We start from the raw sequence: 26932 nt of genomic DNA on the forward strand, positions 1-26932 counted from the left end.
AATTTACTCTCAACGTTCTGAATTATCAATTAACTTACTACTAAATGTGGACTTTGTTGAGGCACTTTATTATTTCACTACATATTGTTTTACTTCCAGTCTGACTTTCCGTATATTGAGAACGGTTACACAGATAAATCAGGTAAAGGAGAGTTCGATGACGGTACGCTATCATAGCAATTATTTATTTTAATTTCTGTGTAGCTCGGGAGATATGCGTACCGCAATCTGTTTTTGTTGCTGAACTAACAACCGTAGGGGGAGAACGAATATGCCATTATTAATTGTCGTAATTGGCGTTATATTTTTAATTTTCTTAATTACCAAACTGAAGTTAAATGCGTTTCTATCATTGGTAATTACAGCTTTTATCGTCGGAATTGCTCTTGGAATTCCAGTCGCAAAGATTTCAACCAGTATTGAAACTGGTATTGGTGGTCAACTTGGGCATTTAGCTATTATCTTCGGATTTGGTTCAATGCTCGGTAAATTGGTTTCTGATGCTGGTGGTGGGTACCGTATCGCGAACAAATTGATTCAAATTTTTGGAAAGAAACACATCCAAATTGCCGTAATCTTAACTTCATTTATTATCGGGCTTGCTCTTTTCTTCGAAGTTGGATTAGTTGTTTTACTTCCAATTATCTTTGTTATCGCTCGCGAAGTCGATCTTCCATTGATGTATTTAGGAATTCCAATGGCCGCTACTTTGAACGTGGCCCATGGATTCTTACCACCTCACCCTGCTCCAACAGCAGTTGCTGAAGTGTTGAATGCACCATTAGGTCACGTTTTACTTGTTGGTATCGTGGTTGCAATTCCAACCATTATTATCTCTGGACCAGTTTATAACTATTTCCTTCATAAATTCTATCCAGTTGTTTACCGTAAGGACGTTAATATTTCAGTTCTTGGTGAATACAAAGAATTCAAAATTGAAGACACTCCAGGATTCGGAATTAGTGTTTTCACTGCACTTTTACCAGTTCTTCTGATTGGGATTGAAACTATTCTTTCATTTGTGATGGACACTAAATCAGTGGCTTTCCAAGTGATTGAATTTATCGGTACTCCTGATCAAGCAATGTTAATTTCCTTAATTGTTGGTATCTTCACCATGGGAATTTTCCGTGGCTTGAAAATTGCCGACATTGGAAATGCAATGTCTGAATCAATCAAACAAATCGCTATGATGCTTCTTATCATTGGTGGTGGTGGTGCCTTTAAACAAGTCCTTGTTGACGGTGGTGTGGCTGATTATATCGGTCAACTATTTAACCATACAAGTCTCTCACCAATCATCGTTGCATGGTTGATTACCGCACTTCTACGTATCAGTCTTGGTTCTTCAACTGTTGCTTCAATGACCGGTGCCGGTTTGATTACATCGATTGTTGCAAACTCTTCAGTTGACCCAGTTTTGATTGTTCTTGCAATCGGAGCTGGTAGTGTCTTCATGGATCACGTGAATGATGCTGGTTTCTGGATGATTAAAGAATACTTTGGTTTAACATTGAAAGAAACACTGATTTCTTGGACGACGCTTACGAGTGTCATTGGGGTATCAGGGTTAGCATCGGTCCTAGTGGTCTCGATGTTCATGTAAATAAAAGGTTCTTTGTCAAGAAGTACTGATGACCTAGAATTTCACAATCATTAACATCAAGCTGCTAGTTTCTCCGTTGTCGGGGAATTAGCAGTTTTTTGTTGTTTTGTGAGAGATATGAAATTTTTAGAATAGAAACTATTTTTAAATGCAATTAGAATTCGAATCTTGAAGTGATAGAAGTTTCTAAACCCGTACGCAGTACGCTTTATTACTTTAATTTTGTTGTTACATTCTTCTACAGGACCTGTTGAGAAATGACAGTATTTTGTTTTAAAACTGTTTATAATCTCTTCGAAATGTTTTCGTAGAGTCTTGATGGCAGCATCCATTTCCTGTGGGAGAATTGCCGAATTTTTATCATCTTCTGGCCACAATAAGGTTTTCAGCCGTTCTGAACTTTGATTATGAATTATGAAAATGAGATCTTGGTAGAAGTTATAAGCAGCACGCAATTCTTCGGAAAGCGATAGTAAACGATTAACGACTTCGTCGTCAGTCAATTGTAAATTTTTGAAATTACGACGTTTATATCGATCAGAGCGATTTAAGTCGCTTTCTGATTTCATAATTAGTTTCCAAAATCTGTTAAGTTGGCGATATTCGGGTGACCCGTACTTAAATGATTTCATTACTTTTATTCTAAGCTGATTGAGGCCTTTAAAGGCCTGGACTACCACATGAAAATGGTCAGCAATGATAATTGCATTCGGGAAAACTTTTTGAATAGTACTTCGATAAGAAGAAAATAAGTCGACCGTAACCGTTCGAACAGCAGCACGAGCCGCCGGAGAATATCTTAAAAAGTACTTTTCAAGGGAGTAATCACCTCTGTCAGAAATTACATCTATTGGTTGATGTGTTTCAATATTCATAAGTAAAAGGGAGTATCCGCTTTTAGCAAACTTTCCCGATTTGAAATCATCGAAAGCAATGTTTCGCGATAAATAATGAAAAGATGGTTTGATATAACAAGCTAATCCTAGAATTGACCGGATAACAGTATTTGAGGAGACGTTATTGATTTTCGCAATTGTAGTCATACTCATGTTTTCTTCAATTTGCATAGCGATAATTTGTTTTACGTCACGAAAAAGATGGTCTCCTTTTCTTATATTACTCAATTCAGCAAGCTCAGTATTTTTACAGCATTTACAAATGTATTTTTGCTTTTTAATTTTAAAGAAAATCAGACTTGTACCATTTTGGGCAGATTGATACATGACACTTTTGTACCCGTTTCGACTCATGACGGTTGAACATTTAGGACAAGTCATTTCGTATGTGAGCACGCAGTGCCACACGTTAGCCTCACCTTTGTCAGTCATTTCTCTAGACATAGGTTGAGATTTATATTTAGGGTCGGGATCAAATTCTAAACGAGTATCTGTGATATTGAGAGCTAATCTGGTATTATTATCCATGGGAGATAGTTCCTTTCGTTAGATAGGGGTCAGGCTATCTTCTATTTTTGTACAATTTTACTTGATAATAGAAAATGGCACCAGTAGAAATTCACAAAGTGAATCTCTATCAGTACCAAATATTGTAGAATCAAATAAAATGGGCTGCGTCAAAACTAACGTTTTGTATCGCAATCCATTTTTTAAAATCAATTCAATAATCCCACCCACTACTTTTTATTTACTCTTCACAGCAAAATGGCCATTGACGTGAAGTGAACCCACAAGTTTGGACAACTAAATTAAGCTACTAACTGATTGGCAAGTTCTCGGTATTGTACTGGTGACTTGCCTTTTAGCTTGGTCCTGATTCTACGGTTATTATAAAACTCAATCCATTCAGTCATCGCTTGCGCGAGACTCTCTGGATTTTCGAAGTGTTCATCCATCATCTCTGCTTTCATGAGATGAAAGAATGATTCCATGGCGGCGTTATCTAAGCAAGTCGCCTTACGGGACATACTCTGAAAGGTATGATGAGTTTTAAGCGTTTTTTGCCACTGCTTATGTTGGTACTGAAATCCTTGATCTGTGTGTACCGTTGTTCGATAAGGAAGCTCAGGTAGTCCATCTAATGCTTCTTTTAGTGGCTTCAACGCAAACTCAAGAGTTGGATGTGCACTAATGTTAAATGCCAAAATTTCACCCGAAAATAAATCCATGATGGGCTCTAAATAGATTCGTTCACTTTGACTCATCTGACCGTATCGAAATTCACTAACGTCGGCGACAAGTTTTTGATATGGTCGATCTGTCTTGAATCGCCGGTGTAACTTGTTTTTGGCGATTCTACCAACAACTCCTTTGTATGAGTTATATTTACGAGTTTGCTTATTAAAGGCCTGACATTTCCAGCCTTGTTCCTTCATAATTAGGAGGATGCGTTTGTGATTAACTTTAAATCCCTGTTCATGCATAACTAACGTTATGCGACGGTAACCGTATTTTTGAGTATACTTGGCATCTGTTTGGCAAATTTCATCAATGGCTTGGATAACCTGGTCATCATCATATTTTCGTCCCTGGCTGTGCTTAGTGTAATAGTACGTGCTACGTGGTATCTTAACGGCTTTGAGGATAAAACTAATCGACGTTTTGAAGACTCGCCTCAGATCATCAATTAAGGTCACGGTTTCGCGTGAGCTGATTTTTCGTGATCTAAGGCATCGAGTTTTTTTAGGAATTCATTCTCGATTCTTAACATCTTATTTTCTTGCTTGAGTTGCTTTAACTCATCTTTATCGTGGCGTGCTTGAATTTGTGCTGTTGTGGGTTTGGTTACTTTTTTATGCTTATGCTTAGCCATAGTCTTTGGATCTCCTCTCACTCTATTTAGGCCACTGAGTCCCTTTAAATCAAACTTTCTTTGCCATTGCCAGATAGTACTTGGTGAAGAGAGATTGAAGTGTAGTGCTGTTTCTGAAAGCGAAGCTTGGTGCTGTTGTTTCCAGTTTAATACTTCTATCTTGAACTCACTAGAGTATTCCAAGTTCATAGGTCTCGGTTTTAATCCTGCAATGCCAAAACGATTAAAGCGATGAGCCCATAGGAGAATCGTTTCATTGTTGGCAATATGGTATTTTCTGGCCAATTGAATGGAACTAATACCCGTTAAATATTGTGTCACAATAGAAATTCGTAACTCTAAATTAAATTTAGTCATAATAAAACCCCCGAGATTGTTGTCCAATCTCGGGGGTTCACTTCAACCAATTAATTGGGTAATAGCCATTTTTTATTAGAAACTTATTTAATTTATTCGTTAACCTTAACAACCCATCCTTCAGGTCCTTCAATTTCACCAAATTGAATGCCTGTTAGAGTGTCATACAGTTTTTGAGTAACCGGGCCAACTTCAGTTTCACTATAAAAGACATGTTTTTTATCACCATCGACAATCGCGCCAATTGGTGAAATCACGGCGGCCGTACCACAAGCCCCAGCTTCACTAAATTGGTCTAATTGATCAATAAAGATATCGCCCTGTTCTACTTCTAAACCTAACTCATGTTCTGCTAGATACAACAACGAGAACTTCGTAACTGAAGGTAAAATCGAAGGCGATTCAGGGGTAATAAACTTTTTACCATCTTTCGTAACGCCAAAGAAATTAGCCGATCCAGCTTCTTCGATTTTAGTATGGGAAATTGGATCTAAGTACACAACGTCAGCATAACCAGCTTGATGAGCTTCATCACCTGGTAATAAGCTAGCCGCATAGTTACCACCAACTTTAGATTGACCAGTTCCTTGATGAGCAGCACGATCATATTTTGAAGTAACAAAACTAGTAGGTGTCATTCCACCTTTGTAGTAGGCACCGACTGGCATGGCAAAAATACGGAAAATATATTCGTTAGCGGGATGAACACCAATATTTCCACCAACCCCAAACATTACAGGACGAAGATACAGTGTACCTCCAGTACCATATGGTGGTACAAAATCTTCATTAGCTTTAACCACCTGTTTTAAAGCATCGACAAATTGGTCAGTTGGAAAACCAGGCATCATCATTCGGGCACATGAGTTTTGCATCCGGGCGGCATTACGGTCTGGACGGAACAGTTGTAAAGAACCATCTTTTGTCCGATATGCTTTTAACCCTTCAAAGTCAGATTGTCCATAATGTAAGACAGTTGACCCTTCGTTAATATGTACCTCAGCATCTTCGGTCAGTTCGCCTTCACTCCATTGACCATCTTTCCAAGTTGCTTGGAATCGGTATGGAAGATCAAAATAGTTAAATCCTAGGTTGTTAAAATCGATCTCTGACGCTTTTGCTTTTGCCATCTAAAAATAGCCTCCTAATATGTATTGAATTATTATCATCACAAGAATTTAATAAAAGTTTAGCCATTTCACTATATGATGTCAAGAACTCTAATCAGCGTCATTAATCTGTCTACAACGATAAAATTCATGTCAATGTCTAAAATCAAGCAAAACAAATGAAAATTTTTTAATTTATTTCGTCATCTAAATCCTTGCTGTATCAACGATTATACTTAATAAAAGTAAATTCTTTAATTTTTTAATCAAACTTTCATTTACAAATTTTTTTTTATCATGTATGATACATCCATCAAATGAAAAAGGAGAACTCGAAATGACTAACACAAACATTATTAGCATTAGCGTCGTCGTCATTAACTACGTCATTATTATGTGATGCGGGCTACTTAATGTGCCCGTGATTTACGCGGGCAGTGTTGGCAAAGCCAAGGACTGTCAAATCAGTTCTTGGCTTTTTCTTTTTCTCAAAACTTTTGGCTTGGAGGTTAAGTTTCATTCGTTCAGTAACACATAGTTTATTGCAATCATTTCAAAAACACACATATTAGAGGAGTGAATTATATGGAGAATGTTACATCAAACACTTTACATAAAGAAGAAGGCACCACACTAGAGCGGGATCCAGTCAAAACAGTTATTTTTGCATCAATGATTGGTACTGCTGTCGAATTTTTCGACTTTTACGCATTTGGGACTGCATCAGCCACGTATTTCCCTAAAATCTTTTTCCCAACCTTAACACCAACAATTGCGATGATGCTTAGTTTACTCACCTTTGGAGTTGCCTTTGTTGCTCGCCCACTGGGTTCATTTATTTTTGGACACTTTGGTGACAAGATTGGTCGGAAAAAGACTTTGGTTGTTTCCCTAGTGCTCATGGGTGGATCAACAGTTATGATTGGCTTTCTCCCTGGGTATTCAACCTTAGGCTTTTCGGCAGTGTTACTACTTTGTCTCTGTCGCTTTATTCAAGGAATTGGTCTTGGAGGCGAATGGTCTGGAGCTGTCCTAGTTGCTACTGAAAATGCTCCTGAAGGCAAGCGTGCCTTATATGGTGCCTTTCCCGAATTAGGTGCACCAATTGGTTTCATTTTATGTAATGGATTATTTTATGTTCTTGAATCATTCTTATCTGCTTCACAAATGGCTTCATTTGGTTGGAGAATTCCGTTCCTTGCTTCATCAGTTATGGTTTTCATCGGACTTTGGGTTCGTAAAAGAATGCAAGAAACTCCTTTATTCCGTAAGGCTCAAGAAAACTCTGAAACAACTAAATCACCACTTAAAGAAGTTTTCAAAACCAGCTGGAAACAAATCATCCGTGGAACCTTCATCGTTGCTGTTACATACACACTTTTCTTTACACTTTCAACCTGGTCAATCAGTTACGCAACCACTAACCTAGGATTTTCAAACAAAGAATTCTTGCTAATCTTAATGGGATCAATTCTCGTCTTCACTGCTATGATTCTTATTTCATCATACTTGGCTGATTTCTGGGGACGCAAGAAAATGTTGATGACTACCGCTGCATTACTCGTAGTTTTCTCATTCGTTTTCCCTTACTTCTTAAGTGGCACGCACAACGTGGCCGGTGCCGTAGCTTTCCTTGTAATTGGATTCTTCTTAATGGGAATCATTTATGGCCCTATGGGAGCTTTATTACCAGAACTATTCTCAACTAAAGTTCGTTATTCTGGTTCTGCCCTTGCTTATAATCTAGCCGCCATCGTTGGTGCTGCTTTTGCTCCAACAGTTGCAACTTGGTTAGCTGCTAACTGGGGTATCAAATATGTTGGTTTATACTTAGGCGTAATGTCAGTATTATCATTCGTTGCCTTTGCATTTACTAAGGAAACAAAACATGTTGACTACACCGAATAATTAAAAATAATTATCATGTACTAAAAAAGCTGTACTCCGTGATATACAAGGAGTACAGCTTTTTTAATCACCCGCACGGGGATCGAACCCGTAACTCAGCCTTGAGAGGGCTGCGTCTTAACCAATTTGACCAGCGGGCAAAATTACTATACTAGTATAGCTATTTATTCGCTCCGTTGTCAATGGTATTCAGGCTATTCAAATGATAATTCCAATAAATATGTGTTTTTATCAATAATATGTGAAGTCGTGACCCAGACATCATGGAAATTAGGGATTTCTTGATGCGTCATTTGGTAATAATAATCAAGCAAGTTACCATTTTTCGCTACAAAATCTGGTGTAAATCGATTAACCATTAATTTTTGTCTAGGAAAATAGATGTCTGCATCTGCAACCTTAATTGAATCTGGTATATTGAGTCTAATGACATTCGTATATTCCAACGGTTGTCGGTTAATTACCTCAGGATGTTGTTGCATATACGTTAAAACATGATAAATTGAATCTGAATTACTTGCCATAAACTTTTCCCCTTTCAACTCACCCACAATTATAGCAAACAACCCTTAAAAGATTAACTGATTAGTCTATAGCTATTGAATGTGAATTTCCAATTCTGTATAATATTATTGTTGAGGAAACCTAACGTCTTATTGGGCATTAGCCAAATTGGTAAGGCACCGGACTCTGAATCCGCAATTTACTGGTTCGAACCCAGTATGCCCAATTGTCAGCAACTAGTCTCCCAAGGCCAGTTGCTTTTTTTATTTCAAGTAACCGTACTCAATTCAAATACTGGAGGTATTTAATGGCTCAATGGTCCGTCGTTTTCACCTTTCATAATACACAAACTGGTAAAATTAATTCATACTTATCCAAATACGAAAACACTACTTCTAGAGTAGTCAATAATATTGATTTTAAGCAATTTCAACAAATATGGGATTCCGCCAATCTATTGTCACAAAAACAACGATTACAGCAAATTTTGAATGATAAATTAGATGATGTCCGAGAATCTATCCAAAAATTCCGTTTACCAGACGATGACGCTGATATCAGGAAAGTCTATGCCCAAAGTAGAGTTCTAGCGTTACAAAACGGTTTTTTAGCTGGTATTGCCAAATTACAACTGAACTTTGATTCAATTAGCAACTTGGCATCTCAACTAAAACAAATTAATGAACAACATATCGAATTATTGAAAGATTCATATTAAATTAATCGTCCGCAAATTAAAAAACTGAGGTTACACCAAAGGTATGATTTAGTGTATTCCCAGTTTTTTTGTGTTATGCACATTTATTTATGCTAACATCACGGAGACGTATCTAATTAATTTCACTACTTAAATTTCTTTAGGTGCATGACTCGGTTGTAACTTTAAAATATCATTCAATGTTGCTAACAGGCTCGCTTGTGAGGTTTGATATTGATCAATCTTACCTTTAAATTGATTATCAAATTCATCTAATCCGCCACGTACAAACGCCATTTCATATTGAAAGACCTCATTATATTGAGCGGTAACTTTTTCCAATAAATCAGTTTGGTTATCAAGTTGAAGAGCCATTTGAATCGCCCGAAAATCTGAATAGGCTAGTTCAAATTGGACTGCAATGGCTCGCATAAATTCGTGTCGAGCTTGAATGTGTAAAAAATGATGTTCAGTAGTCCATTGTAGATTTGAAATTGATCCTGTCACATCTAACATTAAAGATCCCCCCATCTATAATTCTAAGAATTCACCATGATCAGATAGAGCTTTAAAGAACTGTGGTACTGTTTCCGTTCTGCTCCAGTCACGTTGCCATTCGCAAGCTAACTGCGCAAATGATGTAAGTTGAGCACCCGCCTGTTCCACGCGGCTTAATGCTGCTTCGTGAGCTTTCACGCTTGTACCTCCAACTGCATCCACAATTGGATATACTTCATAGCCCTCACGTAACGCATCAATCGATGGGAACGTTAAGCACGCCTCTGTCCAAAGTGCCGCAATGACAATTTTCTTGCGACCGGTGGCTTTCAAGGCGGCATTAAACTCTTTATCCTCCCAGGCATTAATCGAAGTCCGATCGTAACTCGTAACACCATCTAATTCAGCTTTCAATTCTGGAATGGTTTCTTTATTCCGCCCAGTCGCCACATTCACAGTCGAAAGGATGATTGGAACATTATAAATCTTAGAAAGCTTAGTCACTGCGATAATGTTATTAATCAATTCACGACGATTCATCGATTCAATTGATTGAACCTGAACTGGTTGATAATCAATGATAACGAGCACACTATTTTCTGGTGACAAAAGTTCTTCTTCAGCAACAGTACGTTTTGGATAACTTGTCATAACTATTCCCCCAATTTTTTAATTCAACAACACTTCTTTTAACAAAACCAGTGTAACAGCTTACATCCAAATTCATAATGATAAGGTTTTCATAATATTAATGGTACAAAAAGGCAGCATCAGGGTTTAATTGATGCTGCCAAAGTCTTATTTTCGAAAAAAGTTAGAATAGTCTTTTTTGTCTTCAATATTAAATTCAATCATTTTTCCAATTAATTCATAATCGATTTTCGCGTCAAAAGGAACTCTTACTATATTTGGAGTATGAGTATAACCGGTTTTTTCAATTTGCGTTTCAAATTTGCTGATTGTGACACTTTCTGGGGTAAAAGCAAAATTATTTTTGGCGACGCTAAAGCCGATGATAAAAGTACCGTGATCAGTAAACATTGGCTGTTTCCAAGCAATTTTACCACCCAATTGTGGATATGTTTCACTTACCCAATCAAGTACTTTTTCAAGTACCATACGATGTTCTTGATTATCAAGTTGATCTAAAAATTCACTATAAAATGCCATAACTGCCTCCCATTGCTCTAATTAATTGCTAACTGAGTAAAGGATACCAGACTATTAACGTCACTCAAAACATAATGCAATGACATCATCACGGGAAATGCTAAAGCGGGAATTACCAATAAACTAACAAGCGAAAAAACTGTAAAATGATATTCTTCAGGGGTATAGTCTCGATCTTCCTTAATTGGAGTTATTCGAGGTAACATCCCCAATCCATTTTTCAAGGCATTGAAGCTTACCATTGTCACTGCCGTGGTGCCCAGCCAAATATAAGAAATAAACCAACCTTCATGATTCACTGACGGAGTCGCTAATTTTGCCGGATTACTTAGCCAAACAATAAAGATTGCCACTAACATACTAATTGCAATCACTTCAAGCATCCAATTAATTCTAACTCTAGTGTTAATTGATAATTCACGCATATTTTCACCTCTTCATTTACTAAACTAAGAGATTATAGCACGAATTTCACTAAGTAGACATAGTTAAATGCTAAAATGTAACAATCATGAAAACTTGTACCTATCTATTTTTGTATTATGAATTATTGAAAACGCTTTTTTGATTGTGAATATTAAAATAAAAAATGCCCTGTGAGAAAATTAACGTTTTCCACAAGTCATTTTTTGCACGAGCCTATTTGATCATCAGTTATTCAACGACCACCTTGGTCCCAACGGGAATATTTTTATAAATCCATTTAGCATCGGGAATTGTTAACCGAATGCAGCCGTGAGACGCGACTTTGCCTAATTTTTTGGCTTCGGCTTTGTCATAGGTACCGTCTTGTTTAATGGGAACAGTATGAAACAGGTACTCCCCGTGGTTTTTAAATGAAGTCCAGTAATTTGCGCCCTCATTTAAATTGGCATTATAAAAAGTAGTCCCTTTTTCATTTTCAATACTAAAGGTCCCAGTCGGGGTAGAATTATTTAATCCCGTTGAACAATACATGGTGTACAAAACTCTTGAGCCATCTTTAATGTAAACGCGATGCTTTCGAATCGAGACGTCAATCCATGCATTTGGATGATTTTTTAATTTAGGATAGCTTTTAGTTTGTGATGGTTTAGTGTAATCAACCGTCTTAGCATTAATCACATTGACATAAATGCCGTAAGCCAGTCCAATCGCCACCACAATCAAAAGACATTTTTTGATAAATTTCAACATGATGATATTAGTAGCCTTTCGTGTTCAGAGCTGGTTAACTCTATCTACATTTTACCATGAACGTCTTCATCCACTCTCTTCGCCTGATTACTTTAATAAAATTTATCTAATTGGGGTACGATGACCGTTTTCCACATGACTTTTAAAATTCCATAGCCAATTACAACTCCGACTAACGCGCTCAAGAAGAAACTTGGAATGAAAATCCAAAGTGCACCTTTGGTTCCTAAAAATAAACTAGCGACAGGGTAAGCAACGATTGCTCCAATAATACCGGTCCCAATTAGTTCTCCAAACACAGCAAAAATTAATTTTCTCGTTTTCTTAAAAATCCAGCCAGAACAAAATGCACCAATCATGCTTCCAGGGAATGCGAGAATCGTTCCTGTCCCCAATATATTTCTAATTAATGAGGTTAAAAAAGCTTGAGTCAGTGCTGCCCATGGCCCTAAAATCACCCCAGAAATTAAGTTGATTAGATGCTGCATCGGTGCAACTTTGGCAACCCCAATTGTAAACTCAAACATGCTACCACCGACTACACCAAACGCGACGAACAAGGCGGTTAAAGTTAACCGGTAAATTCTTTTATGCATAAAAATAGCCCTCCTAAGTGATTTTGCACACTAGAAGAGCCCTAAGTTTAGAGTTAGGTTCTAACACTTTCCTCCGCTGGTATCATCCAGATCAGGTTCAAGGGTTCGAATTGAATCGTCTCAGCCATTTGGCGCCCCTAGTGTGATTGATATTTATTTACTCGTTGAGGATACCATTTTTACAAAATTTTGTACACCATATTGCAAAGTTACTTGTTTCAACTATAATTACCCTATTAACTATAAAGGAGCGCCCTCATGAAAAATATTCTAGTTCTTCATACTGGTGGTACCATTTCGATGTCGGAAAACGATTATGGAGCCGTTGATACCAATTCGAGTAACCCGTTGATGAAGCAAGCGAACCTCTCTGGTGAAGATTTCCATGTGACTTCAAAGGAATTTATGAATCTCCCTTCACCACATATGACACCAGAAACAATGTTGACGTTACAACAAGAAATAAAACAAGAATATGAAAAATTTGATGGCTTTGTGATTACTCACGGAACCGATACCCTGGAAGAAACTGCTTATTTTTTAGATTTGACACTAAGCTCTAATAAACCAATCGTTGTTACCGGGGCGATGCGTTCATCAAATAGTATCGGCTCAGACGGGCTGCATAACCTAATTAGTGCAATCCGAATTGCCATTAATAATGAATCCCGTAATCGTGGTGTTTTGGTCGCATTAAATGATCAAATTCACGCCGCTCGATTCGTGACGAAAGCTCACACAACGAATGTTGAAACTTTTGAATCACCTAGCGTTGGGCCAATCGGTGAAGTTTTACATGACACAATCGCCTACTACTTCAATCCTAAACCAATTGCCCCCATTCAGATTAATCAGGTCGTTCAACAAGTCTACCTGTTGAAAGCCTACGCCGGAATGGACGCTGATTTATTCAATCACGTGGCGAAAAAAAGTGGGAATGGTCTGATCATCGAAGGTACTGGCGCAGGAAATTTGCCACCAACTGTCCTACCAGCGCTTCAAAAAGTGATCGACCATCAGATTCCAGTCTTTTTAGTTGCTCGTGGTTATCGAGGCAATGCAGAGCCCGTCTATACTTATGAAGGTGGCGGTGAACAGCTCGTGAAGATGGGCGTTAACTTTGTCCATGGTTTAAATGGCCAAAAAGCCAGAATTAAGCTGCTGATTGGGATCTCTGCTGGACTATCAAATGACGGCTTAAAAGAATATCTATCAAATAATTTTTAACTAAAAAAGCAGTCCAATTCGGCTGCTTTTTTGATTTTACATATTTAAATTAATTATTTTTGGCGACTCTTTAATTCTTCACCAATTGCTTCAAAGCCTGGTTTCCCAAGTAATCCAAACATATTGGTTTTGTATGCTTCAACCCCGGGTTGGTTAAATGGATTAATACCATTTAAGTAGCCAGAAATACCAATCGCAACTTCAAAGAAATACATTAAGTAGCCCAAACTGTATTCATCTTGCTTAGGAATCTTGACAGTCATAACTGGTACGCCACCATCAACGTGCGCAAGGACAACGGCTTGATATGCCTTGTCGTTCACATAATCCATGGTCTTACCTTGAAGATATTCAAGGCCGTCTAGGTTCCCATCTTCACTAGGAATAACAACGTCGTTCTTAGGTTCGGCAACTTTGACAACTGTTTCCATCAATGTACGACGACCTTCTTGAATATATTGACCTAATGAATGTAAATCAGTTGAGAAGTTAGCTGATGAAGGATAAATCCCCTTTTGATCTTTACCTTCAGATTCGCCGGCCAATTGTTTCCACCATTCAGCAAACATCATCATAGTTGGTTCGTAGTTTTCAAGTAATTCAGTTGTATAACCTTTACGATATAAAATATTACGATAAGCAGCATATTGATATGCTTCATTTTTGTTGAGGTCGGTGTCGACATATTCATGTTCAGCGTCACGAGCGCCTTCCATTAATTTGTCGATATCTGCACCGGCAGCTGCAATTGGCAATAAGCCAACGGCCGTCAGTACTGAGAAACGACCACCAACGCCGTCAGGAATAACAAATGATTCGTATCCCTCAGAATTAGCTTCAGTTTTAAGTGCACCACGTTCTTTATCTGTCGTAGCATAAATCCGCGCTTTAGCACCATCATCACCATATTTTTTAATTAACATTTGTTTGAAAATACGGAAAGCAATTGATGGTTCAGTAGTAGTTCCTGATTTTGAAATTACGTTAACAGAAAAATCACGATCTCCAATTAATTGAACCAAATCATGTACATAAGAAGAACTAATTGAGTTACCAGCAAACAAAATTTGTGGAGCTTTACGGTCTTCATCTGTTTGTGCTTGGAAAAAGGCGTTATTTAGGAAGTCAATTGCTGCACGAGCTCCTAAGTATGAACCACCAATTCCAATGACAACCAATACCTTAGAATCTGATTGGATCTTTTGAGCTGCTTTTTTGATTCGAGCAAACTCATCTTTATCATAATCAGATGGGAGATGTAGCCAATCGATATATTCAGAACCTGCACCGGTGCCATTACGCAACTGATCATCAGCTGCTTTCACCATTGCTTGCATCTCACCTAATTCGTTAGGTTGGATAAATGTACTAAGATTAGAACTATCAAATGAAATATGAGCCAAAATAATTACCTCTTTCTTTTCTTGATAACATCATTATACACCACAAAATTGGTATAGACAACTCAAAATAACTTAGTTTACTTCAGCATTCCAAGAAGTACTGACCCAACAATAACTAATACTGAACCAATCACAACGTACACCATTTCTTTGTTGGTTTTCTTTTCTCCCAAGAACCAAATGCTCCCGAAAGTGGAGATAACGATTCCGCTTTGAGCTAATGAATAGCTAATAGCTAAACCAACGTGAGGAATAGAAATGAACATGAACAAATTACCAACACCCCACACAAGACCGGTTAACACGTTTTTGTATGATACTGGTTTGGTAATATCCTTTGCGCTCTTTTTGTACAACGCAAAGATAATTGCGCCAACAAACATACCAATGGCTTGTGGGAAGACCACTGCTTTAGCATCAACGTTAGCGTAGTTAACAATGATAGTGTACATTACATAACCTAACGTTGAAAAAATAATGGCACGGATACCAGTAGACACATCATTATGTTGAGTATCTGTGGCCCCCATGGCTGAGGCCGCACGATCACGTAAAGAAGTGATGGCAGCTCCAGCAATCAATACGACAACTGCAATGGTACCAACAGTAATCATATGCGTAGTTTTCCATTCGTGGAAAAGTAACACCCCTGCTAGAGCGTTACCAGCAAGTTGTAACCCAGTAGAAATTGGAACAGTTTTTGAAATTCCGATTGCTTTCATAGATGTAAATTGTTGGCTTTGACCGACTGCCCAGAATAAACCAGATAACAGCCCTGAAATCCAAACGCGTCCCGTCAGCGCTGGTTGGTAAACCACAATTGTAAAAATCCCGAATAAGACAGCCCCTGCTGTCATTCCTAAGGTTTGTTGGATAGGTGTACCACCCAGCTTACCACTAATCAATCCGACACTACCCCAAGCTAACGCTGGGATTAAAGCTAATGCAATAAACATAATATAATTCTCCCTTAAATTTCTCTCTATGACATACCATTATATATATCTGGAAACGGTTACACAACTGTTATTTATTTCACAAGTTTGAAAAACTAATTGGTCTACTGCTGAAAACGTTAACATTGTGTATTAACGACAAAAAACAGGCAATTGGTCTAAATTTAACCAATTACCTGTAGATATCATACTATGAGTGCTTTGCGTGTTCACGATCTGGGAAATAAATCGTAAATTTAGTTCCTTTACCATATTCACTAGTGACATCAATCTTACCACCATGTAAATCAACTAGTTGATGGACAATGGCCAAGCCAAGTCCAGATTCACCGTACTCGGTATTCATTCGAGACCGATCAGCTTTGTAGAATCGTTCCCAAATGTTTTTAACTTGTTCATCCGTCATTCCAATCCCTGTATCAGAGATTTCAAATTGACTACCGGTCTCAACTTTTTCAGCTTTCAAAGTAATCGTACCATCTTTAGTAAACTGAATTGCATTTTGAACGATATTAAAAATCACTTGTACGAAACGATCATAATCAGCATACGTCATCAATGAGTCTGGCGCATCAACGATGATCTTGTCTCCTTGATTGTCAGCTTTCTTATTGAGTTGCTCACTTAAGTTAGCCAAGACCTCTGCGGCATTAAAGACCTTACGTTCCATGGTAAATTGATTAGTTCGAATCTTTTCGTAATCCAAATTATCGTTAACCAATCTAATCAAACGCTTAGTATCATTTTGCATCAACTTAATGCTTTGAGCTTTATCTTCCTCTGGAATTGCATCATATTCAAGTCCTTCAAGCAACCCATTAATCGTCGTAAGTGGTGTTCTCATTTCGTGGGCGGCATCCGCCATAAATTTACGACGGCGTTCTTCTTGACGTTTAATTTCCTCTTGTGATTCTTGTAACGAGCCAGCCATCTTACCAAAGTCATTAGACAATTCACTGATTTCATCACGGCCACGCAGATCCAACTTCACATCGTAATTACCATGTGTAATTTGGTGAGTCGCAATTCTCATTTTGTCGATTCGTTTGGTTGTCGAACGGGCAAGGAAATAACTCAAGATTAACGAAATTAACGTGGAAACTACAAAAGCAATCCATAAGTTATTTTGAATTTGTTTAACATTTCCTTGGATATCGGAAACATACGCTCCAATTGAAACCACAGCAACCAGTTTGCCCTTATAGAAATAAGGACGCACCACTTCGGTCATTTGTGGTCGATTCACTCCTGCTTTTTTACTCGACGATTTAGAACTGGTATCAGTCTTAACTGCAGTTGCCATCATCTTATGAACAGTTTTACCCTGTTTTAGCTTTTTCCAATCTGCTTTGCTCACCTGAGTTGCAAATTCTGAACTAGAATAACTAATTTTGTTTTCTTTACTATAAATAGTAAAATGCACATTTTGACGTGCCAATAAGCGAGCATTATTTTGCAGCGGAATTGTAGTTAACCCTTCAAATTGTTTGGTATTTTCATCATAGCGCATGGAATCTTCAATCAAACTATCTGAATAATTTTGCAACTGCGTCCAAGTGTTCGTATATAACATTCTGGTCGTTACATTAATAAACAAAAGTCCCACAATTACGATACAAGTTAAAATAACCGCAAAAAAGCCCAACATTTGTTTATAAATTAATTTCATTGATTAGCTCCACTATCATCAAATTTATAACCAACACCCCAAACGGTTTGCACCACTTGTGGACCAACTTTTTCAATTTTTTGACGTAATTTCTTAATATGGGCATCAACGGTTCTTTCATCCCCATAATATTCATAATCCCAAACTAGCTGAAGTAACTGTTCACGTGAAAAGACCTGACGTGGTTTGGTAGCTAAAGTTTTAAGTAAATCGAATTCTTTTGGTGTCAAATCTGTAATTGCTTCATTATTTAAGTACACTTCACGAGTTTTACTATTTAATCGGAAATTTTCTGTCACTACGTCGAAAGTATCATCGGTTTCTTCTGATTCTGTATTACCGATAGTATTCAACTCACTACGACGGTAAAGGGCCTTAATTCGAGCAATCAAGGTAATTGGGCTAAATGGCTTGGTGACATAATCATCTGCACCCATTTCGAGTCCTAACACTTGATCACTTTCTGAGTCACGGGCGGTTAACATAATAATGGGAACAGTTGGTGATAACTTCCGTAATTCAGCGGCCACCTGCATACCATCCATTTTTGGTAAATTCAAATCCAAAGTCACAATATCCCAACTATTGGAATCATCCTTAAACTTTTCAATCGCATCTTCCCCATCATAAGAAAAGTGCGCGTCCCAGTTTTCTTTTTTAAAGAACATTGCCATCATTTCTGATACTGATTTATTATCTTCTACCATTAATAGTTTCATTGTGTCTCCTCCTGTCGTATCACTGCTTATCAGTAATTATACGTTGTTTTATTTATTTTTAATAGTCTGAGCTTATCTCACTTTATCTAATTTACACAATAAATTTTGCATTTCATTGATTAGAATGTGAAGAAAGATTGATAATTTGTATCGAATGCATCTTTTTTTAACTTTCACCGAATTAATTCGACAAAAAAAGTGCTGCACCTATTTAGTGCAACACTCTGTACATTTGTATTAAGCCATCACTTCACGAATAGCTTCAGCTAAACGTTTAACTCCATCATCAATCTTTTCTTCTGGAGTATTTGAATAGTTCATTCTGAAGGTACCTGGAATCGTTTCATTACCAAAGAATGGATCACCAGGGACAATCGCAACATTTCGTTCCAATGCAGCATCAAACAGTTTTTGGGTATCATCAACACCTGGAACCATGACCCAAAGGAACATCCCACCTTCAGGATTACTATGAGTAACATTCTTAGGGAAATACTTGTCAATAGCAGCCATCATGATTTGTTCACGTTTGTGGTATAAAGCAGTAATCGCTTGAACATGTTCATCAATATCATTTTCAGCGAAGTATTCAGCTGCAATATATTGTGCCAAACTATCAGTGTGTAAATCGGCTGATTGTTTCATCATCATATACTTTTTGATTAATTTAGGTTCAGCAACAACCCAACCCAAACGCAAACCTGGTGATAGAATTTTCGACAAGGTACCCATATAGATAACGTGATCTGTAGTATCCATTGATTTAAGTGAAGGTAGGTTATCACCTTCCCAACGAATAGCACCGTAAGGATTGTCTTCCAAAACCATCACATCGTATTTAACAGCCAATTCCAATAACTTCTTACGACGATCTAACGTCATTGTCCGACCAGTTGGATTTTGGAAAGTTGGAATCGTGTAAATTAAGCGTGCGGTTGGATTGTCCTTCAAAGCTTGTTCCAAGGCATCCATTCTCATGCCGTCTTCATCCATGTCAACTCCAACAAAATGTGCCCCATATGAACGGAAAACATCAACCGCAGTTAAGTAGGTTGGATTTTCAACGATGACAACACTACCTTCATCAAGAAACATTTTACCAGTCAAATCAATCGATTGTTGTGATCCAGTAGCGACCATCACATGGTCAACGTCGGTATTAATACCATCGATTTTTAAACGGTCAACAATCACATTGCGAAGTTCTGGTACCCCTTGTGACGAACCATATTGTAAAGCACTAGGACCTTTGGTATCAAAAACCTTGTCAGCCGCCTTTTTGACTTGCTCAACGGGAAAAAGTTCGGGAGCTGGTAGTCCACCAGCAAATGACATGACTTTAGGATCACCAGCAACTTTCAAAATGTTTCCAACTGGGTCAACGTCTGTCTTTGGTACACGATCTGAAAAATGATATTTCATTATGAATATCCCCTTTAATATGTATTTTGGAACTTAATAGCGTTTGGTCATTTAATACTATGTAAATCGTCTTGCAAACGAATATGAACAAATCCGCCAGAATGTTCTACCTACTCCAAATGGAATAATTGTGCTTATTATACAACTAAAAGTTAAAAGTTCCAATCGATTTTTCATAATATTTTAATTTTTAGACTAAAAAAAGCCCCATTTATTAGGACTTTCACTCGCAATAATACGTATTAATGTTATTTTTTAATCATTTTGTAATTTTCATCGTAGTATTTACCATTGCGAATATCATCTGGCATCCCCTCATATGGAGCCTGAGCAATCACGTCATTGTTATTTTGACCAGCATCCCCGATATAAGTAATATTAGCAAATTCTGGAACCACCAATTTTGGATAGGTCTCGAATTTCTCACGCGTTTCTTCCATTAAATCAATATGTTCATTTTGACAAGTCACCGTAATTTCAGGGTGTTCTTGAACCCACTTAGGGAAGAAAATAGTCCCATTTAACTTCTTTTCATTTGGAAGAAAATCCAGAGCCACATCTGTACCAGTTGGTTCAGTCCAGGCAATTTTATAAATGCCTCCCGTCAACATTACGATATTCGCTTCTTGATCGGTGACCCAGCGACCAGCCACCATACCACCATACCACCATGAATTCTATAATCGACGGTATGATCATTTTTAGCATACCATTCATATTCCCACCCATTATCATAGGTATAGATAAAATGGGTTCCCAAAAAATCATCTAGAGTTTTAAATTGTTTTTCGCTCATCATCAGTTCCCCTTTTAAGTTATTTATTACATGTAATTATTTACATGTTTTAGAATACTCGATTATGATATACTCAATTTTGTTGATTGTCAAATGAGGTGAGAAAAATGGCGCAAAAAAATAATTTAAAATATATCATTTTAGGGCTGCTGAGTGAACGGTCCTTAACCGGTTATGATATTACCAAAGCGTTTGATTCTGATATCGGTGAATTTTGGAGTGCAAACCATAGTCAAATCTACCCTCTATTAATTAAAATGGAAGCTAATGGATTAATTAGTCATGAAATAATTGTTACCGGTGCAAAACTTGAAAAAAAGCTTTATTCTTTAACTCAGACCGGTACAATAGAATTCAAGACTTGGCTTCAATCGCCCACGCCAGAATTATCAGCGTCCAAAGACGAATTCATTTTGAAGTTGTATTTTATTGAAAACTCGACGGATCCCTTACTTCCTGAAATGCTCGCTGAGCAATTAATGCTCCATCACAACAAGTTAGTGCATTTACAATCGCAAATGACTAATAAATTTGAAAATACCGACCGCAAACAGGCACAATTTGGCCACTTTTTAATCTTGCAACACGCCATCGAACGGGAAACCGCTTATGAGTCATGGTTACAACAAACTATAAATAATCTAGGTGATTAATGGAATGGAAAATAAAAAAATTGGGCTCACTACTGGCCTAGCGTCATACATAATTTGGGGATTACTTCCGATTTACTGGGGATTGTTACACATAGTACCTGCAATGAATACATTGAGTTACCGGATTGTTTGGTCAATGGCCACCATGCTAATTGTGATTACGGTCCAACACGACTGGCGCACACTTATCACAACCATTAAAGATTTATTTGCAGCCAAGAAGTTACGCTGGATAGTCATGGCATCTTTCTTAATTTCAATTAATTGGTTCATTTATATTTATATGGTCGGTCATCATCAAGCAACTGAAGCTAGTTTGGGATACTACATTATGCCATTGATGAATATCGTAGTGGCTGTGTTATTCCTCCACGAAAGTCTTTCTCGAAATAAATTAATTGCGATTTCACTAGCTTTAATTGGAGTAATCATTTTAACTATCCAATCTGGTTCACTACCACTGAACACTTTACTGATGGCGGCCTCATTTTGTCTGTATGGTTTAATCAAGAAACAAGTACCACTGCCTGCCACAATGTCTTTGACGCTCGAAACCTTGTTTGTCTTTCCAATTGCTGCCATTTATTTGATATGGTTTGCGCCTGGTTCCATTTTTGCTTATACTTCCAGTGTGACAACTCTCTTAATTTTCAGTGGAGTTATCACAGTAATTCCATTACTACTATTTGCCGTTGCAACTAAAAATTTGGACTTTATCACATTGAGTTTTATTCAGTATTTGAATCCAACTATGCAACTATTAGTAGCTGTTCTGCTGCTCCATGAAGCATTTGACGTCCACAAATTAATCGTCTTTGCGTTCATTTGGGCAGGTATCATTATCTTCGCTATTGGTAGTATCCGTAGTTATCGTCAATCACAAAATTTTTCTAAATAATTGAGGTATTATTATGTCTGCGTCACCGCGCAAAATATCCATTCCAACTGAGATTTCCGAAAAGCTTAATTTAAAGAACGGTGATCCAGTTAAAATTGTTAGTCAAAATCAAGAATTTACCGTTAAACCTGTCAATCAAAAGGAAATGGCGCTGAACAACATTTCCATTTTATGGTACTTACCGGTATCAATTATCTGTGGTTTAATTTTTTATGCCATTTTTGTTGATCAAAAAGTCCATCAAATTCCTTTACACGGAGATAATTCAATTGCCACGATGGTAATTTTTGGTAGTGCGATTACTGGGATTATTTTCTTTTCAATTTTCTTTTTTCTCGATCGAAAACGGATTGCCAGGGATGGTTCCCGTGTCTACTTACGTATCTATTTTCCTCTCGTCATTTCGTTTGCTGTAATTTTAGTATTAGGACTATTAGGATTATTTTGGACCGTTGGGTTAATGTTTCACGGCGCATCCTTTGATCCATTTACTTCATCCGTCATTTTTATTTTGTTTAATGCATTAATTAATTATTCAATGATTCTTGCCGCCCTGTCGGTTTCCACGGCGGTGATGACTAACTTACTGATGGCTGTGATTATCAGTGGTACCGTTGTTTCGATGCTCAGTAATCAAAATAGTCATTGGTGGCAACATAATCTCAGCTTCTTAGGAACACAAATGGCCGATAAATCGTGGCAATTCAATTTATCCTTGATGCTCTCCGCACTACTAATGATTGCCCTAGTCGATTATCTGTTTGTGAGCTTACATTCGGCCTTTCCCAAATCTATCAAGTTGTTGATTTTACGAATTATGTTGACCATCACTGCGATTGACGTTGCTGCTGTCGGTTTATTTCCAAATGATATTACTTATCACAATATTCATACTCATTTCGCCCAACTACTAGTCTTATTTGTCTTAGCCATGATGATTAGTGTTAATTGGCTTTTACCGAAGACATCAAAAGAATTTAACTTGGTATCAATTGGTGCTGGGATTGCTTTAGTTGCAACCTCTGTTGGCTTTTACGGCATTCATTATCTGTCTTTGACTGCCTTTGAATTGATTGCATTTATGGTCGCATTTGCTTGGATTTTGATTTTATTACAAAATATCACTAACTTAACTAAGCCTGAAAGTATCATCGTTACAATCGAATAAATAAATAATCAAAGTTGAAATTATTAATTCGGCTTTGATTTTTTAGACTAATTTAGTGTAAAATAATTAATGTTATAAAATTTGTCGCGGTAAAGACGAGCGGAATCATTCCGTTCGGTACTTGTATATCCTTGTATCAACCTACATGGTTAAGGAAAAGTACCTTTTAACTATTTATTTAGTTGGAAGTACTTTTCCTCGACGTGGAGGTTATTTTTTTGCAAAAAGAATCAAATCAAGTTTCAAAACAAACCAAACTCGCTATCTTTGGGACTGCCGGAGTTGCCTTTTGTGGGTCTTGGTGGAAACATCCATGAACGTCACATTCCCTACCTTAATGCACCAATTCAATGCCACCTTGAGTCAAGTTCAGTGGGTTACAACTGCATACTTGTTAGCAGTAGCGGCCACGATGGTTATCGCGGCCTATATTCAAAGCAATTTCAAAACTAAAACTATCATCAACATTGGTGGGATTGCCTTCGTCTTAGGTGGGCTGATTTGTGCCTTTTCACCATCACTTGTACTTTTACTAATTGGACGTATTATTCAAGCCTTTGGAACAGGGTTTGCGATGCCACTAGTTTTTTCGCTGATTATGCATCAGGTACCGTTTAATCAACAAGGAAAGTTCACTGGTACCGCTGGCATGGTTATTGCCATGGCTCCTTCATTGGGACCAACCTATGGTGGCTTAGTCACTCAAACAATGAGCTGGCCGATTATTTTTTGGATTACAATTCCGATTGGAGCAATCTGCTGGTTAGTGGCTAGTTTCAATATGCCACAAAATCAAGTTTTGCATCGTCGAGCATTTCCACTGGTTCAATTCATCTTAATTACACTTGGCCTAGTGTTAATTGCACTTGGCTTTAACAGCGCTGGTCAACACGGCTTCACCAACCCACAATTTTACATGCCCGTCTTGGTTGCCATCATTGCAATTTGGGGATTTGTAAAATTAAGTACCCAAAATTCGAATCCATTGCTTCAACTCAAGATGTTTAAAAATTCCACTTTTACTAAAGTATTAGCAATCTATTTTCTGATTCAATTCGTACAAATCGGGATGGTGTTCTTGCTCCCTAATTTTGCTCAACTAGCATTAGGCAAGAATTCTTTGGTTTCAGGAATGCTGTTGTTAACCGGTAGTTTGGTGTCAGCCATATTATCGCCACTAGCCGGTAACTTTATGGATCGAGTTGGCTTCAACAAGCCACTCGTCATTGGCACCTTGTTCTTACTGATATCGACACTATGCTTTGCCATTTTTGCCCAACGTCTAAATGTTCTAACGATTATCATTTTCAATGTTTTCTACATGATAGGCTTTAGCTTTATGTTCAATAACTCGTTAACATTTGGTTTACAAGAAGTGGACAAATCACAAATTGGAGATGCCAACGCAATTTTTAATACCCTTCAGCAATATTCAGGATCTTTAGGGACCACAATCATGGCAGTAATGTTAGCGACCGGATCGCGCGTACTTCCTAATGCTAATACAATCCATCAGACCTTAATGGGGAACCAGATTGCCATGTGGACTAACTTCGGCATCATTATTGTTGTGATAATTTTAGTTATTTCATTAGGTCGTCAGATTCAAAATTCAAAATCATAATCCACTTATACTAGGCTGTCACTTGACAACCTAGTATTTTTTTCAAATAAAAAACAACATTGGAATTGTACTTCCTAATGTTGTCTTTGGTGACTGATTTAATAATTATTGAGCACTTATCCCACCGTCGATAACAAATTCTGATCCGGTCGAATAACTAGCATCATCAGAAGCGACAAACAAGACCATTTTTGAAACTTCTTCAGGTTCAGCAATTCTCTGAATTGGTATCATTTTGGCATACTGTTCAACTTTATCGGCAGTTTCCCCTTGGCGAATCATTGGTGTAGAAATAACACCAGGATGGATTGAGTTAACCCGAATACCATAACGCGATAATTCGATTGCTGCGGCTTTCGTAAATCCACGCACGGCAAATTTAGTATCAGTATAGCCAATGGCACCAGCTACTAAGCCATTTAATGATGAAATGTTAACGATACTGCCATGTTTTTGATCTTTCATAACTGCAGCAGCATATTTAGTCCCTAAGAAAACACTTAATTGATTGATTTTAAAAATTTTTTCATAATCGTTTACGCTGAAATCAAATAGAGACTTGGCCATCGTGATTCCGGCGTTATTAACCAGAATATCTAATTGTCCAAACTTATCGACTGTTGTATCAACAACCTTTTTCCAGTCATCTTCATTTGAAACATCCTGTTTAACAAACAGTGCGTTGTCACCTAATTCTTTGGCATACTGTTCACCTTTTTCGGCGTTGATATCGGTGATTACAACTTTGGCACTTTCATCAACGAATAATTTAGCATGTGATGCAGTAGATTTAATAATGTCAGATATAGATGAGTCAATTCAATTAGATCTTATGATGGGTGCTGATCAAAGTATCAAATCAATAAATACAACAAATATTATTGTTGATGGTAAGCAAACAGATATGAGCATTTCTGAATTATTTGATAACAAAAAGTTTTCACACTTTGCAGGGGTGACATACTCTTGTTCGCCAAAATTTATCAATAAATATTGGATTGAAGTCAATATTTGAGACAGATTTTAAGAGACATTCAGAACCGCGTTTACCTTCCACAGCTCAAATAAATCATTAATCGCGATTAATAACTTATTTGAACCCTGGAAAGCATTAAATCAGGCGGCCATTTGGCTCGTAAGTGTTGCAATTTCAACTTGTAAGGGGGTCTGATAGCCCAGTGAACTATGAATTCTCTTCCTATTGTAGAAAGCATGCACATATTCAAAAAGGACGGCAGCGGCAGTTTCATAATCTTCAAAGACCGGCACTGGATAAACACATTCCTTTTTGAGGGAAGCGTGAAAGGATTCCATTGGCGCATTATCATACGGACAACCCTTACGGCTGTATGAGTGGCGGATATGTAGCTCAGTTAAACGTTGATTGTAATCATCGCTGGTATACTGTGATCCTAAATCCGTATGGATAATCAGGTCCCCAGTAATGGTTCGATTTTTAACCGCGCTTTCAAGGGTCTTTAAGACTAAATCAGTATCCATCTTTTTTGAGAACGAATAGCCGATAATCCGTCGTGAGTGCAGGTCCATGATGGTTGATAAGTAACACCAGCCATTACGCTTCGTTTGAATATAGGTCATATCAGCGGTCCATTTTTGATTTAAACCAGTGGTCGAGAAATCCTGCTTAAGCAAGTTGGGACGCTGTTCAACCTTGGTTTTGGAAGCCGAAGCCGCTTTCCACTTATTGACGGTAACGGAGTGGATATCCAGTTCCTTCATGAGCCGGGAAATCCGTCGTGGACTGCACCGAAGCTGCAGTGGTTGAAGTTCCAGATTCAATTCATGGTGGATCTTCATAACACCGTATCGCTGCTTAAATTCCGCAAAGATCCGCAGAATCCGTTGTTTCAAGCCCGCATCTTCGGCCCGGCGTTTTGAAGGTTTGGGGGATCGATAACGATAATACTGAGCTCTGGAAACACCGAGGATTCGGCACATCTTGGTTACCTGGTGGTGATGGCTTTCTTGGTGAATGTAATCAAAGAT

The 26932-nt window shown here is 37.7% G+C and carries 27 protein-coding genes, 2 tRNA genes, 1 pseudogene and 1 riboswitch; of the genes and pseudogenes, 10 read left to right on the forward strand and 20 right to left on the reverse strand.

What is annotated here, in order from left to right:
* Positions 1 to 271: 271 nt before the first annotated feature.
* A complete protein-coding gene (locus tag F0161_RS08610) occupies positions 272 to 1606 on the forward strand; it encodes a gluconate:H+ symporter (protein ID WP_137601169.1) in 1335 nt (444 codons plus the stop codon).
* Between the two features lie 56 nt (positions 1607 to 1662).
* Here the strand turns inward: F0161_RS08610 and F0161_RS08615 are convergent, their stop codons facing one another.
* The 4 genes from F0161_RS08615 to F0161_RS08630 all read right to left on the reverse strand — a co-directional run bounded on the left by F0161_RS08615 (position 1663) and on the right by F0161_RS08630 (position 5862).
* A complete protein-coding gene (locus F0161_RS08615) occupies positions 1663 to 3030 on the reverse strand; it encodes an ISL3 family transposase (RefSeq protein ID WP_150204317.1) in 1368 nt (455 codons plus the stop codon).
* A gap of 281 nt (positions 3031 to 3311) precedes the next feature.
* Positions 3312 to 4199: an IS3 family transposase gene (locus F0161_RS08620; protein ID WP_190318857.1), complete on the reverse strand. Its 888-nt coding sequence runs from the start codon at positions 4197 to 4199 to the stop codon at positions 3312 to 3314.
* The gene (locus F0161_RS08625; protein WP_150204319.1) at positions 4196 to 4732 is read right to left on the reverse strand and encodes a helix-turn-helix domain-containing protein; all 537 of its coding nucleotides are present in this window, start codon (positions 4730 to 4732) and stop codon (positions 4196 to 4198) included. The genes F0161_RS08620 and F0161_RS08625 overlap by 4 nt, the downstream gene beginning before the upstream one ends.
* A gap of 92 nt (positions 4733 to 4824) precedes the next feature.
* Positions 4825 to 5862, reverse strand: a complete 1038-nt coding sequence (locus F0161_RS08630; RefSeq protein WP_150204320.1) for a branched-chain amino acid aminotransferase — start codon at positions 5860 to 5862, stop codon at positions 4825 to 4827.
* Between the two features lie 564 nt (positions 5863 to 6426).
* On the opposite strand from F0161_RS08630, the gene F0161_RS08635 reads away from it, so the two are divergent.
* Entirely contained in the window at positions 6427 to 7749 is a 1323-nt protein-coding gene (locus F0161_RS08635) for an MFS transporter (protein ID WP_150204321.1), read from the forward strand.
* A gap of 67 nt (positions 7750 to 7816) precedes the next feature.
* Here the strand turns inward: F0161_RS08635 and F0161_RS08640 are convergent.
* Both F0161_RS08640 and F0161_RS08645 read right to left on the reverse strand, forming a co-directional pair.
* A tRNA-Glu gene (locus F0161_RS08640) sits at positions 7817 to 7889 on the reverse strand.
* A gap of 54 nt (positions 7890 to 7943) precedes the next feature.
* Positions 7944 to 8273, reverse strand: a complete 330-nt coding sequence (locus F0161_RS08645; RefSeq protein WP_137601172.1) for a hypothetical protein — start codon at positions 8271 to 8273, stop codon at positions 7944 to 7946.
* A gap of 133 nt (positions 8274 to 8406) precedes the next feature.
* On the opposite strand from F0161_RS08645, the gene F0161_RS08650 reads away from it, so the two are divergent.
* Positions 8407 to 8479, forward strand: a tRNA-Gln gene (locus F0161_RS08650).
* An 81-nt stretch (positions 8480 to 8560) separates the two neighbouring features.
* Positions 8561 to 8971: a hypothetical protein gene (locus tag F0161_RS08655; RefSeq protein ID WP_137601186.1), complete on the forward strand. Its 411-nt coding sequence runs from the start codon at positions 8561 to 8563 to the stop codon at positions 8969 to 8971.
* 129 nt (positions 8972 to 9100) lie between these two features.
* Here F0161_RS08655 and F0161_RS08660 read toward each other — a convergent pair whose 3' ends face one another.
* The 6 genes from F0161_RS08660 to thiW all read right to left on the reverse strand — a co-directional run bounded on the left by F0161_RS08660 (position 9101) and on the right by thiW (position 12390).
* Positions 9101 to 9466, reverse strand: coding sequence for a hypothetical protein (locus F0161_RS08660; protein ID WP_150204322.1), 366 nt, complete (start codon positions 9464 to 9466; stop codon positions 9101 to 9103).
* A gap of 15 nt (positions 9467 to 9481) precedes the next feature.
* Positions 9482 to 10099: a hydrolase gene (locus F0161_RS08665; RefSeq protein ID WP_150204323.1), complete on the reverse strand. Its 618-nt coding sequence runs from the start codon at positions 10097 to 10099 to the stop codon at positions 9482 to 9484.
* A gap of 147 nt (positions 10100 to 10246) precedes the next feature.
* A complete protein-coding gene (locus F0161_RS08670; RefSeq protein WP_137601189.1) occupies positions 10247 to 10618 on the reverse strand; it encodes an iron chaperone in 372 nt (123 codons plus the stop codon).
* 17 nt (positions 10619 to 10635) lie between these two features.
* Positions 10636 to 11043: a hypothetical protein gene (locus tag F0161_RS08675; RefSeq protein ID WP_150204324.1), complete on the reverse strand. Its 408-nt coding sequence runs from the start codon at positions 11041 to 11043 to the stop codon at positions 10636 to 10638.
* Between the two features lie 229 nt (positions 11044 to 11272).
* Positions 11273 to 11794 carry a L,D-transpeptidase gene (locus F0161_RS08680; RefSeq protein WP_150204325.1) on the reverse strand — a complete coding sequence of 174 codons (522 nt, stop codon included), beginning with the start codon at positions 11792 to 11794 and terminating at the stop codon, positions 11273 to 11275.
* Positions 11795 to 11886: 92 nt separating this feature from the next.
* A complete protein-coding gene (gene thiW, locus F0161_RS08685; RefSeq protein ID WP_150204326.1) occupies positions 11887 to 12390 on the reverse strand; it encodes an energy coupling factor transporter S component ThiW in 504 nt (167 codons plus the stop codon).
* A gap of 51 nt (positions 12391 to 12441) precedes the next feature.
* Positions 12442 to 12539, reverse strand: a riboswitch (TPP riboswitch).
* Between the two features lie 109 nt (positions 12540 to 12648).
* On the opposite strand from thiW, the gene F0161_RS08690 reads away from it, so the two are divergent.
* A complete protein-coding gene (locus tag F0161_RS08690) occupies positions 12649 to 13617 on the forward strand; it encodes an asparaginase (protein WP_150204327.1) in 969 nt (322 codons plus the stop codon).
* A gap of 53 nt (positions 13618 to 13670) precedes the next feature.
* On the opposite strand, the gene F0161_RS08695 is transcribed toward F0161_RS08690, so the two are convergent.
* The 6 genes and pseudogenes from F0161_RS08695 to F0161_RS08720 form a co-directional block, all read right to left on the reverse strand.
* Positions 13671 to 15020, reverse strand: coding sequence for a glucose-6-phosphate isomerase (locus F0161_RS08695; protein WP_150204328.1), 1350 nt, complete (start codon positions 15018 to 15020; stop codon positions 13671 to 13673).
* 77 nt (positions 15021 to 15097) lie between these two features.
* On the reverse strand, positions 15098 to 15976 hold the full coding sequence (locus tag F0161_RS08700) for a GRP family sugar transporter (RefSeq protein WP_137601199.1): 879 nt from the start codon (positions 15974 to 15976) through the stop codon (positions 15098 to 15100).
* Between the two features lie 190 nt (positions 15977 to 16166).
* Positions 16167 to 17645 (reverse strand): sensor histidine kinase, encoded by a 1479-nt coding sequence (locus tag F0161_RS08705; RefSeq protein WP_137601200.1) that lies wholly within the window; start codon positions 17643 to 17645, stop codon positions 16167 to 16169.
* Positions 17642 to 18364, reverse strand: a complete 723-nt coding sequence (locus F0161_RS08710) for a response regulator transcription factor (protein WP_137601201.1) — start codon at positions 18362 to 18364, stop codon at positions 17642 to 17644. The genes F0161_RS08705 and F0161_RS08710 overlap by 4 nt, the downstream gene beginning before the upstream one ends.
* Positions 18365 to 18601: 237 nt before the next feature.
* Complete coding sequence (locus F0161_RS08715) at positions 18602 to 19786, reverse strand: aminotransferase-like domain-containing protein (protein WP_150204329.1); 1185 nt, start codon at positions 19784 to 19786, stop codon at positions 18602 to 18604.
* Positions 19787 to 20034: 248 nt separating this feature from the next.
* Positions 20035 to 20582, reverse strand: a pseudogene (locus F0161_RS08720) (phenolic acid decarboxylase).
* Between the two features lie 107 nt (positions 20583 to 20689).
* Between F0161_RS08720 and F0161_RS08725 the strand changes: the two are divergent.
* From F0161_RS08725 to F0161_RS08740, 4 genes are all read left to right on the forward strand, one after another.
* Positions 20690 to 21235: a PadR family transcriptional regulator gene (locus F0161_RS08725; RefSeq protein WP_150204330.1), complete on the forward strand. Its 546-nt coding sequence runs from the start codon at positions 20690 to 20692 to the stop codon at positions 21233 to 21235.
* 4 nt (positions 21236 to 21239) lie between these two features.
* Positions 21240 to 22133, forward strand: a complete 894-nt coding sequence (gene rarD, locus F0161_RS08730; protein ID WP_150204331.1) for an EamA family transporter RarD — start codon at positions 21240 to 21242, stop codon at positions 22131 to 22133.
* Between the two features lie 13 nt (positions 22134 to 22146).
* The gene (locus tag F0161_RS08735; RefSeq protein WP_150204332.1) at positions 22147 to 23301 is read left to right on the forward strand and encodes an AbrB/MazE/SpoVT family DNA-binding domain-containing protein; all 1155 of its coding nucleotides are present in this window, start codon (positions 22147 to 22149) and stop codon (positions 23299 to 23301) included.
* Between the two features lie 313 nt (positions 23302 to 23614).
* On the forward strand, positions 23615 to 24925 hold the full coding sequence (locus F0161_RS08740) for a DHA2 family efflux MFS transporter permease subunit (protein ID WP_190318858.1): 1311 nt from the start codon (positions 23615 to 23617) through the stop codon (positions 24923 to 24925).
* 105 nt (positions 24926 to 25030) lie between these two features.
* Here F0161_RS08740 and F0161_RS08745 read toward each other — a convergent pair whose 3' ends face one another.
* Complete coding sequence (locus F0161_RS08745) at positions 25031 to 25744, reverse strand: SDR family oxidoreductase (protein WP_150204334.1); 714 nt, start codon at positions 25742 to 25744, stop codon at positions 25031 to 25033.
* On the opposite strand from F0161_RS08745, the gene F0161_RS08750 reads away from it, so the two are divergent.
* Complete coding sequence (locus tag F0161_RS08750; RefSeq protein WP_150204335.1) at positions 25671 to 25940, forward strand: hypothetical protein; 270 nt, start codon at positions 25671 to 25673, stop codon at positions 25938 to 25940. The two genes, F0161_RS08745 and F0161_RS08750, sit on opposite strands and share 74 nt — an antisense overlap.
* Before the next feature lie 101 nt (positions 25941 to 26041).
* Here F0161_RS08750 and F0161_RS08755 read toward each other — a convergent pair whose 3' ends face one another.
* On the reverse strand, positions 26042 to 26932 hold the full coding sequence (locus F0161_RS08755) for an IS3 family transposase (RefSeq protein WP_096772843.1): 891 nt from the start codon (positions 26930 to 26932) through the stop codon (positions 26042 to 26044).

This window comes from Paucilactobacillus nenjiangensis, assembly GCF_008632615.1.
GTDB classification, from domain to species: Bacteria; Bacillota; Bacilli; order Lactobacillales; family Lactobacillaceae; genus Paucilactobacillus; species Paucilactobacillus nenjiangensis.